We start from the raw sequence: 17,969 nt of genomic DNA on the forward strand, positions 1-17,969 counted from the left end.
GGATGAATATTGGTGAGTGAGATTTATCTGGATAATGCGGCAACAACGCCAATGACCCCAGAAGTAATAGCAGAGATGACAAAGCAAATGAAAGAGGCGTGGGGTAACGCCTCAACTGGTTACTCTTATGGTCGTCATGCTAAATTAGTAATGGAAGACAGCCGGCATATAATTGCTCAGAGCATTAATGCTGATGATAATGAAATTATTTTTACTAGTGGCGGAACTGAAAGCGATAATACTGCAATTATTCAAACTGCGCTAACTAGGCAGAATTTGGGAAGACATATTATTACAACGGCGGTCGAACACGAAGCAGTATTAAAGCCACTTCATTTTTTAGAAGAGCAAGGTTTTGAGGTAACTTATCTTCCAGTAGATGCTAACGGGAATATATCACTTGATGATTTTAAAAATGCTCTTAGAGACGATACAATCCTTGTTACTATCATGATGGAAAATAATGAGGTTGGCAGTCAAATGCCAATTCATGAGATCGGTGAAATTTTAAAAGATCATCAAGCATGGTTTCATACCGATGCTGTTCAGGCATATGGGTTAATGCCAATTGATGTTAAAGCGGACCATATTGATATGTTATCAACGTCAGCGCACAAGATTAATGGGCCTAAGATGATCGGCTTTCTCTATCGACGAGACGGTATAAGCTTCCCTAGTTTTATCAAGGGTGGCGATCAAGAAACAAAGCGGCGTGCTGGAACAGAGAATGTCCCGGCAATTGCCGCCTTTGCTAAGGCCGTGGAATTAAATACTCCAGAGGTTAAAGAGGAACGCCGTAATCGTTACTATGAGTTTAAGCAAAAAATTATCCGGGTTCTTAAAGAACATGACATTGATTTTGAAGTGAACGGGACAGTTAATAAGACACATGTGCTTAACTTATGGTTTAAGGGAATTTCAACCTATGTTATGCAAACTGATCTTGATCTTGCCGGAATTGCGGTTTCTGGTGGGTCAGCATGTACAGCGGGAAGCATTGAGCCTTCTCATGTGCTTACGGCAATGTTTGGAGCTAGTAGTCCTCGAATCAGTGAATCAGTTCGGGTTAGTTTTGGAGCGTTAAATACTGAAGATGATATTAACCAGTTAATTGAAACGATTATTAAAACAACGCAAAAGCTAAAACAGATAAGGGAGAAGGATTAAAATGGATTTTACAAGGACAGTGCAAGTTACCGGGGATAAGGATAAATATACACTTAGTCCTGAAATAAAAAAGTATACATTACTTGACCTTGGCTTTGAGCAAACAAAACGTGGGAATTTTGAATATCTTGGTAGCCTCGATACTGATAATCCTTTTAAGCCTGTAGCACGAATTAGAATATTGATTAACAGTAACCTTGATGGATTTAAAATGGAAACTCTTTCTGGAAATGGCTTACGAAAAATCAACATCTTTAATCATCAACGGTCAGCCGAATTTATTCAGCAGTATCACTATATTTTAGATGAAATGATTGAGCGACAGGTTTTTACAAAATAAAAGTTGTGCATAGACACCTATACTCTGGTACAATGGTTAACACTGGATGCATGCGACCTTCAATCGTAGATTATTCCAGAATCTATACGAAATGATGGTGATAAATAATGACTGATAATAGTCATACTCGTGTTGTCGTTGGAATGAGTGGCGGTGTTGATTCTTCAGTGACAGCACTACTACTAAAGCGTCAAGGCTACGACGTTGTCGGTGTCTTTATGAAAAACTGGGATGATACTGATGAAAACGGTGTTTGTACAGCCACAGAGGACTATAAAGATGTAGCCAAGGTTGCTTCTAAGATCGGGATTCCATATTATTCCGTTAACTTTGAAAAAGAATATTGGGACCGGGTTTTCAAATACTTTATTGCGGAATATAAGAAGGGGCGGACGCCTAACCCTGATGTTATTTGTAATAAAGAAATTAAGTTTAAAGCCTTTATTGACTATGCTAATCAGCTAGGAGCGGATTATGTTGCAACAGGCCATTACGCTGACGTTAAGCGGGATGAAAACGGTCGAATGCACTTAATGCGGGCTAAGGATCAGCATAAGGATCAAACATACTTTTTAAGTCAGCTTGACTACAAACAACTTGATAAGGTAATGTTCCCGCTTGCTGGTTATACTAAGCCTGAAATTCGTCAAATTGCTGAAGAAGCAGGTTTAGCAACTGCTAATAAGAAGGATTCAGTAGGAATTTGTTTCATTGGTGAAGATGGTCATTTCCGTGAGTTCCTTAGTCAATATATTCCCGCCCAGCCAGGAAATATGGAGACGCTTGACGGTAAGGTTGTTGGCCAACACATGGGCTTAATGTACTATACAATTGGTCAGCGTCGTGGCCTTGGCCTTGGAGGAAATAAAGAGAGTAATGAACCGTGGTTTGTAATTGGAAAAGACATGAGTAAAAATGTTCTATATGTTGGCCAGGGTTACCATAATGATCACTTATACGCTACTCACCTTGAAGCTAGTGATATTCATTGGGTTGATGATGTAATTAGTCGTTATGGCCGTGACTTTCACTGCACTGCTAAGTTCCGCTATCGGCAGACTGATGTTGGTGTAACGGTTCATTTAACAGACGATGATACTAAAGTAGTAGTAGAATTTGACGATCCTGCACGAGCAATCACTCCTGGTCAGGCGGTAGTGTTCTATGATGGCGAAGAGTGTCTTGGTAGTGCAATTATTGACCGTGCTTATAGTCACGATCATCAACTTCAATACGTTTAATTCATATTTTGATATTAAGAGGGCAAGAGTATCTTATGGCTTTTGCCTTCTTAAATATACATAATTAATAACTCTGTGATAAACAATTGCTGTAAACTCTGGTAAGATAGTAATAAAAGGAGCAACAACAGAGATGACAAAAGTTTACTTAATTCGGCACGGAAAAACACAATGGAATTTAGAGTCTCGCTATCAGGGTGCCAATGGGGACTCACCACTACTAAAAAACAGTTATCGTGAGATTGAGCTATTGGCAGATTCATTGCAAAGTATACCTTTTGCTCATGCATATACAAGTCCATTAAAGCGTGCTCAGGTAACTGCTCAAACTTTGTTACAGCATTTAAATCAAGAAATCCCGTTAACGATTGATAGCCGGCTAAAGGAATTTAACCTCGGAAAGATGGAAGGTATGCACTTTGAAGACGTTGCAGCAAAGTGGCCAGAGGTTCTAAGAAATTTTCGTCATCATCCAGATAAATATGATGAATCACTTGTTGAAGGAGAAAGTTTTGCAGCTGTAATTGCTCGTTTTCGTGCTGCTATTGAAGAATTTTGTCGGCAATATCCAACAAGTAATATTTTGATAATATCCCATGGAGCCGCCTTAAATGCAGCAATTAATGCGTTAATTGGAACCCCGCTTGCCCACTTAAAAGATCGTGGTGGATTGAGCAATACTTCAACGACGATTTTAAATACAACTGATGCTAAACATTTTAACCTTGAAAAATGGAATGATACATCATACCTTCATAAAAACAAGGTTGATCCAACCGATACGATTTAAGAGGTGATATTAATGACAAAAAAGAATGATTTTCGTGATCCAAAGAAAAAAGAAACTGAAAAGTTAGTCCACAAGTTGGTGGAAGCAATTGATGAACATCCGGATAAGGTAAACAATTATTATGACCTTGGTTCCTTGTTAACACGATTAAATGACTACCAACAAGCAGAAGAATTATTTATGAAGGCCCTTGGAATTTTTGAAGCTAAGAATGATCAGGGGGCAATGAATCTCTTAAATTATGGCCTTGGTAACCTTTATTATGAAGTCGGTAAAGTAAATGAAGCAATTAAACTTTACAATAAGATTGATGATCCTAAGCTAAAAGCTGACTCTTACTTGATGTTGGCGCAGAGTTATATGAAAAAGGGACAACATAAGCAAGCCGTTGCATATGGGTTAACAGCGCATGAATTACGGGAAGATGACCCAGAAATTAATCAGGTTATTGGTGATTCTTTATTGGCTCTTGGTGAATTTAAAAAAGCGCGAGAGTATTATGATGCAATCTTAAAGCACCATCCGGGAAGGGCTGATACTCAGTTTAATCGCGGAATTGTGGCGATGGTTCTTGGAGAGCCATATAAAGATTATCTGGCTCAAGCAAAGCAGCTAGACCTCAATTATTATCATAAGAGTGAGGAACGGTTAAATGATATCGAAAAAACACTTCAAGCAGCCCAAAGTAAAGACTAGGGGCATGAAAGGATGACTTCTATGGCTGAAGAAATCGACCTATTTAAGACGCCAACGGAGCCGTCTTTTTTTGTTGGTCAGGTTCAATCAGAAATCTTTAATAGTCCAGATTCGTTTTTTAAGGTTTTGATTGTTTCGGTTGAGGAATCAAATTTTGATTGGCATGAGCCTGAAATTACGGTAACCGGGAGCTTAGGTGATCTTAGTGATGATCGAACATATCGCTTTGAGGGAAAAATAGTGGAACATCCACGGTATGGGCAACAATTTCAGGTAACTTCATATCATGTTAACCAGCCAACAAGTAAAGAGGGATTAATAGAATTTTTATCTGGTAAACAATTTGAGGGTATCGGTAAGAAAACCGCTGAAAAAATTGTTACTGAATTAGGAACGGATGCTATTGATAAAATTGTTGCCGATCCACATGTACTGGATAAACTGAAGCTCCGAAAAGTAGTTAAAACCGCTCTTATCGACAATCTTCGCGCAAATCAAGGGATGGATCAGATAATTATTGGTTTAAATAATTTAGGCTTTGGTGCTAACCTCAGTAGTGCAATCTTTGATAAGTATGGGGATGAAACGCTCCATATTATTAATGAAAATCCATACAAACTTGCGGTGGAAATTGATGGAATTAGTTTTAAACGGGCTGATCAGGTTGCACAACGACTTGCAATCCCTGCTGATGATCCTCGACGAATTGATGCAGCAATCGTTCAAACTCTTGATGATTTAACTATGGAGACAGGGGATACTTACACAACAACGCGACCATTATTGCAACAGACAATTCAATTATTGGCTGAGGGAAGCGGCGGTCATGTATCCACAGATGTCGTTACGACGCGAATTGTTGAATTAGAAAAGAACCAGGGAATTTGTTATGCGGATAAGAAAGTTTATCCGACGGCTCTTTATAATGCAGAGTGGCAAATTGCCGACCATTTGCATCGGTTATTGACAGTCGAACCCGATACTTTGTCTGAAAAGACAGTTGAAAAGGCGGTTGAAAAGATTGCAGATCGGTCAGGAATTACTTATGATGAAATCCAAAAAGAAGCAATCAAAACGGCTTTAAATAGCAAGGTTATGTTATTAACAGGTGGACCTGGGACAGGAAAAACAACGATTATTAATGGAATTGTAGCAAGTTATGCTGAAGTTCATGATATTTCTCTTGAAGTTGATGAGTATAAAGAAAAAGCTTTCCCAGTTTTATTAGCAGCTCCTACGGGTCGTGCTGCGAAAAGAATGAGTGAAGCAACAGATTTGCCAGCTAGTACAATCCACCGCCTTCTTGGACTTAATGGCCGGGAAATGCCAACTGACCTTAATGAACGCGACCTGCAAGGCTCGCTATTAATTATTGACGAGATGTCGATGGTTGATACGCTTTTATTTAAAACATTAATTCAAGCTGTTCCAACATCAATGCATGTTGTTCTTGTTGGCGATAAGGACCAGTTACCTTCAGTTGGTCCGGGGCAAGTCTTTCATGACTTATTGGAATTTGCTGAGTTGCCCAAGGTGGAATTAACTAATATTCACCGGCAGTCAGCTGATTCGACAATAATTCCGTTGGCCCATGCAATAAAAAAGGGAGAATTACCAGCGGATTTAACGAATAAATTGCCGGATAGATCATTTATTTCTTGTCATGCTAATCAGGTGCCCAACGTTATCCAGCAGATTATTGATTTATCGAAAAAGCGAGATTACTCCGCAGATGATATTCAAATTCTGGCGCCGATGTACCGTGGGCAGGCAGGGATAGATCGGCTGAATGAGCTTGCCCAACAGGCTTATAATCCGCCAACTTCTGATAAACAAGAGGTTGAATTTCGTGGACAAATTTATCGTGTTGGTGATAAGGTTTTACAATTGGTAAATGTTCCTGAAAAGAATATCTTTAACGGGGATATTGGGCGAATCACGGCAATTGAGAGTAGTAAAACGGCAGGAAAACGTAATGAAACGATTACGGTTGATTATGATGATAACGAGGTTTCGTATAGTCGGATGGAGTGGAATCAACTGCGGTTAGCATATTGTATTTCAATACATAAGGCACAAGGGAGCCAGTTTAAGATGGTTCTCTTACCAGTCGTTCAGCAGTTTAGTCGGATGCTACAGCGGAATCTTTTGTACACTGCAATTACTCGGGCTGCTGAAAAGTTAGTATTAGTTGGTGAGCCATACGCAGTCGCAATGAGTATAAAAAATAAAGGTACTAATCGAAACACCTCTTTAATAGATCGACTTACTAAGGTCTGGGCGCGTCATAGTGACCTAACAATCTCTCTTGAGCAGACAACGGAATCATTGTCAACCAAAGATAATAAGAGTTCTACAGCAGCACTGAGCTCAGCAGAAAACGTAACCTCTCAACCTGAGTTGCTAAGTCCTGAGAATCATCAGTATATTTTAACTGCGGACCTTATTAACGCAAATACTATTGATCCGTTAATTGGGATGGAAAATATTAGTCTGCAAAGTTTTCATCAAACTAAATAATACTTGATTGAATAAGCATTTGTTGTCATAATAGTTATGATTATTGTCGAACTTTAAAGGAGTACAAAAATGACCCAGATTAAAAATGCCGATAATGTACGTCTCTTTTCATTAAATTCAAATCCGCAATTAGCTAATCAAATTGCCAAACGAGTGGGAATTCCATTGAGTCAGGCGTCGATTAGTCATTTTGCTGATGGTGAAATTAAAATCACTATTGATGAGAGTGTTCGTGGCTGTGAAGTATATGTGATTCAGTCTGTTTCAGATCCGGTTAATACTAACTTAATGGAATTACTAATTATGGTTGATGCACTACGACGGGCAAGTGCTGCTAAGATTAACGTGGTAATGCCATACTATGGTTATGCTCGTCAGGATCGTAAAGCTCGTAGTCGGGAACCAATTACTGCCAAGTTAATTGCTAATCTCCTTGAAATGGACCAGATTAATCGGCTAATCACGATTGATTTGCATGCTCCTCAGGTTCAAGGTTTCTTTGATATTCCAGTTGATCACTTACAAGCAACTAGTTTGTTTACTAAGTATATTGAAGAGCAAGACTTAGGAGACGATATTGTTGTCGTAGCCCCTGACCATGCAGGCGTAAATTTAGCTCGTAAATTTGCCGAACGAATTAAAGCATCTATTGCCATTATTGATAATCGGAATGATGAAGTTCGTGAACGGATAGATCAAGAAGTGCCAGAATATGTGATTGGGGATGTAAAAGGTAAGACTGCAATTATTGTAGATGATATTGTGGATACTGGCATTCGCATGAAGCTTTCTGCGGAGACATTAAAGAAGTTTGGCGCTGACAAGATTTATGGAATTGCTACTCATCCGGTATTGTCAGCGGACGCAGTTAATACCCTAGAAAATTCTGCACTAGAAAAAATGATTGTAACTGATACGATTCATTTACCAGAAGAAAAGAAGTTTTCAAAATTAGTTCAGCTTTCAGTTGATGACCTACTTGGAGAAGCTATTGTTAGAGTTCATAACAATCAATCAATTGATACGCTTTTTAATCGAAAATAAATATAAAAGGGACATAGCAATGAAGCCTTTTCACTGCTATGTCCCTTTTCCTATAGATTTAGGGTAGGTAAGTTATTAATAAAGTTTTCATATGCTTGTTGTTCATTTGTCTCTTTTACGTCTGCTATGTCGAGTTGAGCTTGATGTAAAGCTGACTCACTGATTTCGAGTTTGTGAGTAAAGGTAGCATTACCAATTAGTTCAATCCAATACGTTCCAGCATCATGATGGAGAACTGTTTTGACCATTCCACCAGGGTTATAGACACTAATTGGTTCATTGAAAGTGACTTGACTAGGGTTAACAAGGGCAAAGGCTAGGCTCGTAGCAGACATTCCGGTTCCACAGGCATTAGTAAAGCCGACCCCTCGTTCAAATGTTTTTACAAAGAGGGTATTATGGCCAAGAATGTGACCAAAATTAACGTTAACGCCATCGCTAAAATAAGGATTATTACTATTTAAACGGGTACCAAGTTCGCCAAGATCCGGCCCAGCCAATTCTTCTTTACTAACAAAACTAATTAAATGCGGGTTAGGAACAGCGAGAGCGGAGAATCGCAAACCAGGTAAGAGTTCCGGTACAGGCGTATCTAGTAGTCGATCGTGTCCTAAATTATTAAACGGAAGTGCGGTATGATCAAAGCGCACCGGTGAGATTTCAACAGCGAAGGCAGGAACATTAAGAGCCAAATCTTCGTGTTTCCGAACACGAAGACTTGTATTCATCGTATCAACCTTAAAATCAGTTAAGTTATCACGTTCGGCAATATAACGAGCAACTGTTCGTAAACCATTACCACACATTGAGGCTTCGCTACCATCAGCGTTGATTACTCGCATTTGGGCAACAGCACCAGTGCGGACCGGTTTGTTGACAACTAATACACCATCAGCACCGTTTAAAACATTATTTTGCGGATTAGTAATTTTTTGGGTAAAAGTGACAAGCTCTTTGTCAGATAATGGAGTTTGAAGTTGTGTCTGGTCTAAAATAAAAAATGAATTTTGTGATCCATGTACTTTTAATAAATGTGCCATTATTTTCCTCCTAGTTTACAAAGAAGCGGTGATAAATTGCTCGCACTGCTTCATCAGCGTCTTTATCATATGTTCCAATCATAATAGCGATTCGGGATGCACCTTGATTAATCATTGGAACTGCAATATTTTTTTGAGCTAGTGGCATTAAAATATCATCGATTACACCAGTTCGATCGCGCATTCCTTCACCGACAACCATCGTGATGGCATAATTATCAATCCATTCTAGTCGGTCAGGGTTAATTTCTTCTTGGATTTCATTACAAATCACGTCAACTAGTTGATCATCAATTGAGTTACGATCAAGGATAATTGTAATATCATCAATCCCCGATGGCATATGTTCGTATGATATATCATGTTTAGCTAAAATTTCTAGAATTCGCAGGGTAAAACCGGCCTGCTTGTTAAGAAGATATTTATGAAGGTAAAGGGCGGCAAAGTGTTTACCACTTACAACACCCGTAACAATATCACTTGCTTGGAAGTCTTTATCAGGAACGATCAGAGTACCCGGCTTTTCGGGGTCATTAGTGTTACGAACGTTAATTGGAATATTACCTTGAATCGCTGGAATAAGTGCTTCGTCATGAAAAACAGAAAATCCAGCGTATGATAATTCTCTCATTTCGCGATAAGTCATTTTTGCAATTGGTTGGGGATGATCGACAACGTTCGGATTGGCGGAGTAAATTGCATCGACATCGGTAAAGTTTTCATAAACTGATGCATTAAAACCGCGGGCTAAAATTGCACCAGTGATATCAGAACCACCACGAGAGAAAGTAGCAATGTGACCAGCAAGCGTAATGCCATAAAAGCCAGGAAAAATTAATAGCTCGGTATCGTTAAAGGAAAAGTGACTTAGTGCTGCATAAGTTTCAGGAATTACACTGGCGTTATTAGGAGTTCCTGTCACGGTAATTCCGGCTTCACGTGGTGTAACAAAGCGGGCTTCATAACCAAGATGGCGTAAAATAATTGCCATTAACTGGGCGTTTAGCCGTTCTCCATGGGCTTTAAAGGCAGCCATTAGGTAATTGTTATTCGGATAAGGATGATCTGGAAGTGACTGAAGTCGTTCTACTAGTGGAGCTAACTTTTCGGCTGGTAGAGCAAAATAGTCTGCAATCTCCTGGTAGCGACTGATAATTTGCTCAATAATTGCATGGGGATCTTTATCATTTATCACTGTATTAGCATATGTAATTAGAAGATCAGTAACCTTGATATCATCTGCAAATCGTTTTCCAGGGGCGGATGTCACGATAACTCGTCGATCAGAATCCGCAGTAATGATATTAATGGCATTTTGAAAAGCTTCCCCGTTTGCAAGGGAGCTGCCACCAAATTTTACAACTTTCATATTTGAGACTCCTTTAAGATAATTAGACCTGCTAATATATCTCTTGAATAATTTAATCGAATTCTAACATATTACCGAAGACTTGCAAGTGTTTTTAGTTAACAGGTAAAGTAACTGGGTAGTTCTTACATCTAATGAATTAAAAAAACTTTTTTGAATTTAATAAATTCTATTGACATTCTCATAAAAGACTTATAAGCTATGTATAAATCGAAGAGGCGCAACCGACACTAGTAAACTAATTTAGTTTGCCACACGATAAGGTTAGTTGAACAGGGAGGTTGCCGAAGCACTTAATATTGGCATGATTAAGTAGCTGGGGCGTAGTTGAATAAGCTACGGACTGTCGCAGGACAATAAGAGCCTGCGTTGCGCTATCGACAAATCAGAATGGATAAGTGAATTCCACTGTTTGTTTGCGCAGACAGTGGATTTTTTTGTACGACCTCTTTGCAGTAAATTTCTTGGAGGAAATGAAAATGGATGAACAGATAACCGAACAACAGTTAAACGCAGCAGGGCACTTAACAATTGGTGGGTGTGATGCATTGGATCTTGCTCAAGAATATGGTACTCCACTTGTTGTATATGACGTGCAGCAAATTCGTCAACAGATTCGCGCATTTAAACGCGTATTTGAGGAAAACAATGTTGACTATGCGGTTAGTTATGCCAGTAAGGCTTTTGCCGCAGTTGCAATGTATCAAGTTGTAGCTGCAGAAGGTGGTCATACTGATGTTGTTTCTGGTGGAGAATTATATACAGCAATTAAAGCAGGCTTTCCAATGGCTAATGTTAGTTTTCACGGAAATAATAAATCACGTGCAGAATTGGAAATGGCAGTTGAACATCATGTAGGGACAATCATGATTGATAATTTTCATGAGATTGACCTATTAGCAGCAGTACTAGAGGAACAAAATGCGACTACTGATGTAATGTTACGTATTACTCCAGGAATTTCCGCTCATACTAATAAATATATTCAAACCGGCCAAGTAGATAGTAAGTTTGGCTTTGACCTACAATCTGGTCAGGCGGATGAAGCATTAGCAAAAGTTCTTGCTAATTCGCGGATGAAGATGAAAGGACTTCACGCCCACATTGGTTCACAAATTTTTGAGTTAGCTGGGTTTGAAGGCGTAGCAAAAAAGCTAGTAGAGGTGGCTGCTCACTGGCAAGAAAAATTTGGTTATCAGGCACAAGTTATTAATGTCGGTGGCGGATTTGGAATTCGTTACGTTAAAGATGACCATCCACTTGCTCCAGAAGAATTTGTTGATGCGATTATAAAAGCAATAAAAAAACAAGTTGCTCAAACTGGTCTTGCAATGCCGGCCATTTGGATTGAGCCAGGAAGATCAATTGCCGGGCCTGCAGGATATAATCTGTACACAGTTGGTTCACGTAAAGATGTTCCTGGTTTAAAACCATATGTTACGGTTGATGGAGGAATGGGCGATAATATCCGTCCTGCCTTATACGAAGCACAATACGAAACGGTTTTGGCTCGTAATCCACGGACGAAAACAGTTGAGCATGTTCGGTTAGCAGGAAAATATTGTGAATCTGGTGATATTTTAAGCCAAGATCAAGCTCTTCCGGCAACTAAACCTGGTGACGTACTTGCGATGCTTGATACCGGAGCTTATGGATATTCAATGGCCTCAAATTATAACCGCAATCCACGTCCAGCAGTAGTTTTTGCAGAAAATGGCAAAGCACAAGTGGTAATTAAGCGGGAAACGTTTGAAGATTTAATCCACTTAGATGAACCTTACCAACAATAAAATGACATATATAAAGGAAGAAAGAGGTAAATAATATGGCTGAATTAGACGCACAAGCAATTATTAATTACATTAGTAACGCTCCTAAGAAAACTCCGGTAAAGGTATACATAAAGGGGAATCTAACGGGTTTGAAATTTCCTAAAGAGGTAGAAGCATTTGTCGAACAACATACTGGAGTTATTTTCGGCGATTGGACGATTGTTGAGCCATTTTTAAAGAAACATGCTACAGCAATTGAATCTTACCACGTTGAGAATGATGCACGGAATTCGGCTGTCCCGTTACTTGACCTTAAAAATATTAATGCCCGTATTGAACCAGGAGCAATTATTCGGGATAAGGTTTTAATTGGAGATAATGCGGTTATTATGATGGGGGCTACGATCAATATTGGTGCAGAAATTGGTGCTGACTCGATGATTGATATGGGAGCAGTTCTCGGTGGTCGAGCAATTGTTGGTCAGCATTGTCATATTGGTGCTGGAACGGTCTTGGCGGGGGTTGTTGAACCAGCCTCAGCGGAGCCAGTTCGGATTGATGATAATGTCATGATTGGTGCAAATGCTGTTGTAATTGAGGGAGTACATGTTGGTGAAGGAGCAGTTATTGCTGCCGGGGCGATTGTTACTCATGATGTGGCTCCGCATACAATGGTTGCCGGTGTTCCTGCTAAATTTATTAAGAATGTTGATGATCAGACAGCTGGTAAAACTGAATTAGAAGATGACTTACGAAAGCTATAGGAGTGAAGAAAATGCTTACAGAGGAAGAATTAATTAGTATTCGCCGCCATCTTCACCAAATTCCGGAACTAGCCCTTCATGAATTTGAAACCCATAAATATTTAGTAGCGACAATTGCTAAATTTAACCAAAAATTTCTAACAATGCGGACACCGAAAGAATTGCCAACAGCTTTAATGGTCTTAGTGCATGGTCAGCATCCTCAGCGAACAATTGGTTACCGGACAGATATTGATGCGTTACCGGTAGAAGAACAAACCGGACTTTCCTATGCGTCAACTCATCCAGGGGTGATGCATGCTTGCGGACATGATATTCATATGACAGTGGCGCTTGGTGTGTTAAATTATTTTAGTGAACATCAGCCGCAAGATAACCTCTTATTTTTCTTTCAACCAGCTGAAGAAAGTGAAAATGGGGGGAAACGCGCATATGAATTAGGATTATTTAGTGGAGAATGGTGCCCTGATGAATTTTACGGCCTACACGATAATCCTGATTTGCCAGCAGGTGCAATTGGTTGTCGGATGGGGACCCTTTTTGCAGGTACGACAGAGGTTAATATTGATTTTAACGGAAAAGGCGGTCATGCTGCTTATCCCCAAGATGCTAATGATACTGTAGTAGCTGCGGCTTCCTTAATCCTACAAGTTCAAACAGTTATTTCGCGAAGTATTGACCCAATTCAGAGTGGCGTAATTACGTTAGGAAAAATTGATGGTGGAACGATTCGGAATGTTATTGCAGGACATACGCGAATTGAAGGAACAATCCGCGGACTGACACAGACGATGATTGAAACAATTGATCAGCGTTTAAAGGATATTTGTGCTGGAATTAGTCGTAGTTTTAATATGGATGTCAACTTAGAGCTTAATCAGGGTGGCTATTGGCCGGTAGAAAATAATCCAGAGCTAACAAAACGTTTTATTCAATACATGAAAAAAGCACCGAAAGTTAACTTTATTGAGACTAAACCAGCGATGACCGGCGAAGATTTTGGCTACTTATTAGCTAAGTTTCCTGGAACAATGTTTTGGCTAGGTGTTGATGACAATTCTCAATTACATTCAGCAACTCTTACTCCTAATGAAGCAGCTATAAAACAGGGTGTGGATGCAATAACCGGCTTTTTAGAATATCGGATGCAATGATTGGCAATAGTGGAGGAGATAACATGACAACATTAGAAAGTGCAGATTTGATGACTGCAATCGTAACCCCCTTTGATGATGAGGGAAATATTGATTTTACAAGTCTTGAACGTTTGGCCAACTATTTGATTGAACATGGCAGTAATGGTTTTGTCATTGGTGGAACAACTGGCGAAACACCTGAGTTAACCCATGATGAAAAAATTGAACTTTACCAACGTTTTGGTGAAATTATCAATGGTCGTGTTCCTGTAATTGCTGGAACAGGAAGTAATAATACTAGTGAGACAATTGCGTTTACCAATGAGGTAGCTCAAATTAACGGAATTGATTATGCATTAGTAGTGGTACCGCCATATAATAAGCCTAATCAGCGCGGGATGATTGCTCACTTTACAACGATTGCTGATAATGTAAATATTCCGGTGATTATGTATAATATTCCAGGTCGAACCGGCGTTAAGATGGCTCAAGAAACAGTAGTTAAGCTATCTCACCATCCAAATATTGTTGCTGTAAAACAATGTGCTTCTCTTGAAGAATTAGAATATATTGTTGAACATGGTGATCAAAACTTTGCTATCTTTACTGGTGAAGATGCTCAGGCGTTGACGGCACGGGTGCTTGGCGCTAATGGGGTAATTTCTGTTGCTTCTCATAACTATGTTGTTCAGATGCGTCAAATGTATGATGCTTTATATCGTGGTGATTACCAAACTGCTGGTAAATTGCAGCGGTGGCTAACACCCCGAATGGCGGCTCTCTTTATGTTCCCATCGCCGTCGCCGGTTAAGGCAGTCTTAAATGCACAAGGTTTTCAAGTAGGAAGTTGCCGGTTACCAATTTTACCGTTAAATGAAGATGAGAAGCGGGAGTTAGAAATAGCTCTATCACTGCCAACTCATTCATTAACGACGAAAAATTTACCACTGAACTTGGGGGAATAAAATAATGAAAAAAGTATTAATTGCTGGAGTAACCGGTGCGATGGGCCAGAAAGCAGTTAGCCTTGTTAACTCAATGGATAACTTTGAAGTGAGTGCGGGATTAGCACCACATTTAACTGCCGAAAACAAGATGGACTATCAGTTAGGCCCAGCCGTGAAGACTTATCAGCACCTTGATGAAATTGAAAATGGTATTGCTGATATTTGGATTGATTTTACGCTCCCTAATGCAGTATATAGTGACGTGAAGTTTGCCATTGACCATGGGATGAAGCCGATTGTTGGGACTACCGGATTAACAGATGACCAGCAAGCAGAATTAGTTCAGCTAAGCCGTGAAAAGCATGTCGGTGGTCTAATAGCACCTAATTTTGGAATGTCAGCGGTACTTTTGATGAAATTTGCGCAAGAAGCTGCTAAGTATTTCCCCGATGTAGAAATTATTGAAATGCACCATGGTGATAAAAAGGATGCACCGTCTGGAACCGCATTGAGTACGGCTAAAATGATTGACCAAGTCCGAAAACCACACGAAACTAATCCAGAAGAGACGGAAAGTTTAGCAGGTGCACGGGGTGGGGACTACCACGGAATCAAAATCCATGCCGTTCGTTTGCCAGGCTACATTGCTCATGAACAGGTTCTTTTTGGTGGCGATGGTGAAGCATTAACGATTCGTCAGGATTCGTTTGATCGTCAATCGTTCATGAATGGTGTTAAAGTGGCTCTTAAAAAAGTAGACCAGTTATCAGAATTAGTGATTGGTTTAGAAAATATCTTATAAGGAGTAGTAAAATGCCAAAGTTACAAGCAGAATTAAAACAGGTTGTAAATAACCGACTGGCAGCAGTTCCGCCAGCACAGATACGGGCATTTGATGAAGAAATTTCAGCAATTCCAGGACTAGTTAAATTAACACTCGGCGAACCTGACTTTGCGGTGCCAGATCATGTAAAAAAAGCAGCAATTCAAAGTATTGAAAATAATGATTCACACTATTCCGCAAGCAAAGGGAAAATTGAGTTACGACAGGCGATCAGCAATTATCTTAAGCAAACACGTCACGTTGATTATGACCCAGAAACCGAAATTGTAGTAACAGTAGGGGCTACAGAAGCCGTTACTGCGACAACTTTTGCGATGTTAAATCCTGGTGATAAGGTGATTATTCCAACTCCCGCTTTTTCCTTATACTTCCCAAGCGTATCGCTGACGGGAGCAGAACCAATTAAGGTCGATACGTCAGCGGATGGCTTTTTGTTATCAGCTAAACGGTTAAAAGAAGTTCTTGACCAAGAGGGACCTGCAGTTAAGGCGGTATTATTAAATTACCCGAATAACCCAACTGGGCGTTCTTATTCTGAATCTGAGTTGCAAGAGCTAGCAAAGGTAATCCAGGAACATCACATATATGCAATTGTTGATGAAATTTATAGTTCATTAATGTATGACCAGCCATTTCACTCATTAGCAACAATCCTGCCAGAACAAACGGTTTTAATTAGTGGACTTTCTAAATCGCACGCGATGACCGGCTATCGGCTAGGCTATGTTGCAGGACCAGCTGATTTCATTTCTACAATGTCAAAAATGCATTCATTTATGGTAACTGCACCTAATGATACTGCACAGGTGGCAGCGATAGAGGCCTTAACAAATGGGGATAATGATCCGCAAACATTTAAACAAATCTATCGTAAGCGTCGTGATCGATTAGCAACTGCAATGCAAAAGATGGGCTTTGAAATTGCACTGCCGGATGGAGCGTTTTATATTTTCGCTAAAATTCCAGCCCAATTTGGGAATGATGATTTGACGTTTGCTCGCAAGGTGGCTCATGAAGCTCGTGTCGGTGTCATTCCTGGTAATGCATTTGGCCCTGGCGGTGAAGGATATATTCGCTTATCATACGCTGCTGCTGATTCGGTTATTGATACAGCAATTGAACGATTACAAACTTTTATGAATGATTTAACGCAGGTTGAAAGAAGGAACTAAAGATGAGTAAAGAATATAATGTCGCGATTTTAGGAGCTACTGGAGCAGTTGGAACACGGATGATTCAACAATTAGAGCAGTCAACAATTCCGGTAAAAAGTGTGAAACTATTGGCATCTGCTAAGTCGGCAGGAAAGACTCTCTCATTTAAAGGAGAACCTGTAACGGTTGAAGAAACAACTCCAGAATCGTTTGAAGGTGTTGACATTGTCCTTTCTTCGGCTGGTGGATCAGTATCGAAAAAGTTTTTGCCAGAAGCTGTCAAGCGTGGGGCGGTTTGTGTTGATAATACAAGTGCTTTTCGAATGGAGCCAGATGTGCCATTAGTTGTTCCAGAGGTAAACGAAGAAGCGCTCAAAAACCATCATGGGATTATTGCTAACCCTAATTGTTCGACAATTCAAATGGTTGTTGCCTTGGAACCAATTCGTCAAGCATTTGGGTTAAACCAGATAATTGTATCAACTTATCAAGCCGCCTCCGGAGCAGGTCAGTCGGCCTTAAATGAACTAAAGAAGGAAGCCCAGGATTACTTAGATGGTAAAGATATGCAAAACGATGCCCAAATTTTGCCAACTAAAGGTGATAAAAAGCATTATCCATTAGCGTTTAATTTATTGCCGCAAATTGATGTCTTTGAGGATGATGGGTACTCTCATGAAGAATGGAAAATGATTCATGAAACTAAAAAGATTATGCTTAATGATATGAATGCTAAGGATATTAAAGTTACAGCAACCTGTGTTCGAGTGCCGGTACCAATTGCGCATGGGGAATCAATTTACTTTACTGTTGACGATCCAACAGTTACTGTTGATCAGCTTCGAGAAGTATTGAAGGGTGCACCAGGAGTGGTTCTTCAAGATGACCCGTCACAGCAAATCTATCCTCAGCCAATTAATGCGGTTGGTAAACGTGATACTTTTGTTGGCCGTTTGCGTGCTGATAAAGAAAATCCTGGTTCCTTTAATATGTGGGTTGTTGCTGATAACTTACTCAAAGGTGCAGCTTGGAATACAGTTGAAAATGCAGAACGGTTAGTAGCTAATAACTTGATTTAAAAATAGGGAAAGAGACTATGGTAGCCTGAGGGCGATAATAGTCTTTTTTCTTATTAAAGGAGGGGC

General features: G+C 39.8%; 16 protein-coding genes and 1 riboswitch. Of the genes, 14 read left to right on the forward strand and 2 right to left on the reverse strand.

Translation table 11 applies throughout. The features are described 5' to 3' along the window. Positions 1-12 precede the first annotated feature (12 nt). The 7 genes from H5S39_RS01425 to H5S39_RS01455 all read left to right on the forward strand — a co-directional run bounded on the left by H5S39_RS01425 (position 13) and on the right by H5S39_RS01455 (position 7,798). The gene (locus H5S39_RS01425; RefSeq protein ID WP_182595938.1) at positions 13-1,167 is read left to right on the forward strand and encodes a cysteine desulfurase family protein; all 1,155 of its coding nucleotides are present in this window, start codon (positions 13-15) and stop codon (positions 1,165-1,167) included. Between the two features lies 1 nt (position 1,168). Then, the gene (locus tag H5S39_RS01430) at positions 1,169-1,507 is read left to right on the forward strand and encodes a DUF1831 domain-containing protein (protein ID WP_182595939.1); all 339 of its coding nucleotides are present in this window, start codon (positions 1,169-1,171) and stop codon (positions 1,505-1,507) included. A gap of 107 nt (positions 1,508-1,614) precedes the next feature. Next, positions 1,615-2,748 carry a tRNA 2-thiouridine(34) synthase MnmA gene (gene mnmA, locus H5S39_RS01435; RefSeq protein ID WP_182595940.1) on the forward strand — a complete coding sequence of 378 codons (1,134 nt, stop codon included), beginning with the start codon at positions 1,615-1,617 and terminating at the stop codon, positions 2,746-2,748. Positions 2,749-2,881: 133 nt separating this feature from the next. After that, positions 2,882-3,538, forward strand: coding sequence for a histidine phosphatase family protein (locus tag H5S39_RS01440; protein ID WP_182595941.1), 657 nt, complete (start codon positions 2,882-2,884; stop codon positions 3,536-3,538). Positions 3,539-3,550: 12 nt separating this feature from the next. After that, positions 3,551-4,234: a tetratricopeptide repeat protein gene (locus H5S39_RS01445; protein ID WP_182595942.1), complete on the forward strand. Its 684-nt coding sequence runs from the start codon at positions 3,551-3,553 to the stop codon at positions 4,232-4,234. A 21-nt stretch (positions 4,235-4,255) separates the two neighbouring features. After that, entirely contained in the window at positions 4,256-6,754 is a 2,499-nt protein-coding gene (gene recD2, locus H5S39_RS01450) for an SF1B family DNA helicase RecD2 (RefSeq protein WP_182595943.1), read from the forward strand. 69 nt (positions 6,755-6,823) lie between these two features. Continuing rightward, positions 6,824-7,798: a ribose-phosphate diphosphokinase gene (locus H5S39_RS01455; RefSeq protein WP_182595944.1), complete on the forward strand. Its 975-nt coding sequence runs from the start codon at positions 6,824-6,826 to the stop codon at positions 7,796-7,798. A gap of 50 nt (positions 7,799-7,848) precedes the next feature. Here the strand turns inward: H5S39_RS01455 and dapF are convergent, their stop codons facing one another. Both dapF and H5S39_RS01465 read right to left on the reverse strand, forming a co-directional pair. Then, positions 7,849-8,838: a diaminopimelate epimerase gene (dapF, locus tag H5S39_RS01460; protein WP_182595945.1), complete on the reverse strand. Its 990-nt coding sequence runs from the start codon at positions 8,836-8,838 to the stop codon at positions 7,849-7,851. A gap of 10 nt (positions 8,839-8,848) precedes the next feature. After that, on the reverse strand, positions 8,849-10,207 hold the full coding sequence (locus H5S39_RS01465) for an aspartate kinase (RefSeq protein ID WP_182595946.1): 1,359 nt from the start codon (positions 10,205-10,207) through the stop codon (positions 8,849-8,851). 205 nt (positions 10,208-10,412) lie between these two features. After that, positions 10,413-10,593: riboswitch (Lysine riboswitch) on the forward strand. A gap of 93 nt (positions 10,594-10,686) precedes the next feature. On the opposite strand from H5S39_RS01465, the gene lysA reads away from it, so the two are divergent. From lysA to H5S39_RS01500, 7 genes are read left to right on the forward strand one after another with little or no spacing between them, the layout of a single operon-like run. Next, complete coding sequence (gene lysA / locus H5S39_RS01470) at positions 10,687-11,997, forward strand: diaminopimelate decarboxylase (RefSeq protein ID WP_182595947.1); 1,311 nt, start codon at positions 10,687-10,689, stop codon at positions 11,995-11,997. 35 nt (positions 11,998-12,032) lie between these two features. Next, the gene (gene dapD, locus H5S39_RS01475; RefSeq protein ID WP_182595948.1) at positions 12,033-12,743 is read left to right on the forward strand and encodes a 2,3,4,5-tetrahydropyridine-2,6-dicarboxylate N-acetyltransferase; all 711 of its coding nucleotides are present in this window, start codon (positions 12,033-12,035) and stop codon (positions 12,741-12,743) included. An 11-nt stretch (positions 12,744-12,754) separates the two neighbouring features. Then, the gene (locus tag H5S39_RS01480; RefSeq protein WP_182595949.1) at positions 12,755-13,897 is read left to right on the forward strand and encodes an N-acetyldiaminopimelate deacetylase; all 1,143 of its coding nucleotides are present in this window, start codon (positions 12,755-12,757) and stop codon (positions 13,895-13,897) included. A 23-nt stretch (positions 13,898-13,920) separates the two neighbouring features. Next, on the forward strand, positions 13,921-14,844 hold the full coding sequence (dapA, locus tag H5S39_RS01485) for a 4-hydroxy-tetrahydrodipicolinate synthase (RefSeq protein WP_182595950.1): 924 nt from the start codon (positions 13,921-13,923) through the stop codon (positions 14,842-14,844). A 4-nt stretch (positions 14,845-14,848) separates the two neighbouring features. Continuing rightward, positions 14,849-15,628 (forward strand): 4-hydroxy-tetrahydrodipicolinate reductase, encoded by a 780-nt coding sequence (gene dapB / locus H5S39_RS01490; protein ID WP_182595951.1) that lies wholly within the window; start codon positions 14,849-14,851, stop codon positions 15,626-15,628. Between the two features lie 11 nt (positions 15,629-15,639). Beyond that, the gene (locus H5S39_RS01495; RefSeq protein ID WP_182595952.1) at positions 15,640-16,842 is read left to right on the forward strand and encodes an aminotransferase class I/II-fold pyridoxal phosphate-dependent enzyme; all 1,203 of its coding nucleotides are present in this window, start codon (positions 15,640-15,642) and stop codon (positions 16,840-16,842) included. A 2-nt stretch (positions 16,843-16,844) separates the two neighbouring features. Beyond that, positions 16,845-17,903: an aspartate-semialdehyde dehydrogenase gene (locus H5S39_RS01500; RefSeq protein ID WP_182595953.1), complete on the forward strand. Its 1,059-nt coding sequence runs from the start codon at positions 16,845-16,847 to the stop codon at positions 17,901-17,903. Positions 17,904-17,969: the final 66 nt, after the last annotated feature.

The sequence above is a fragment of the Limosilactobacillus rudii genome (assembly GCF_014145455.1).
GTDB classification, from domain to species: domain Bacteria; phylum Bacillota; class Bacilli; order Lactobacillales; family Lactobacillaceae; genus Limosilactobacillus; species Limosilactobacillus rudii.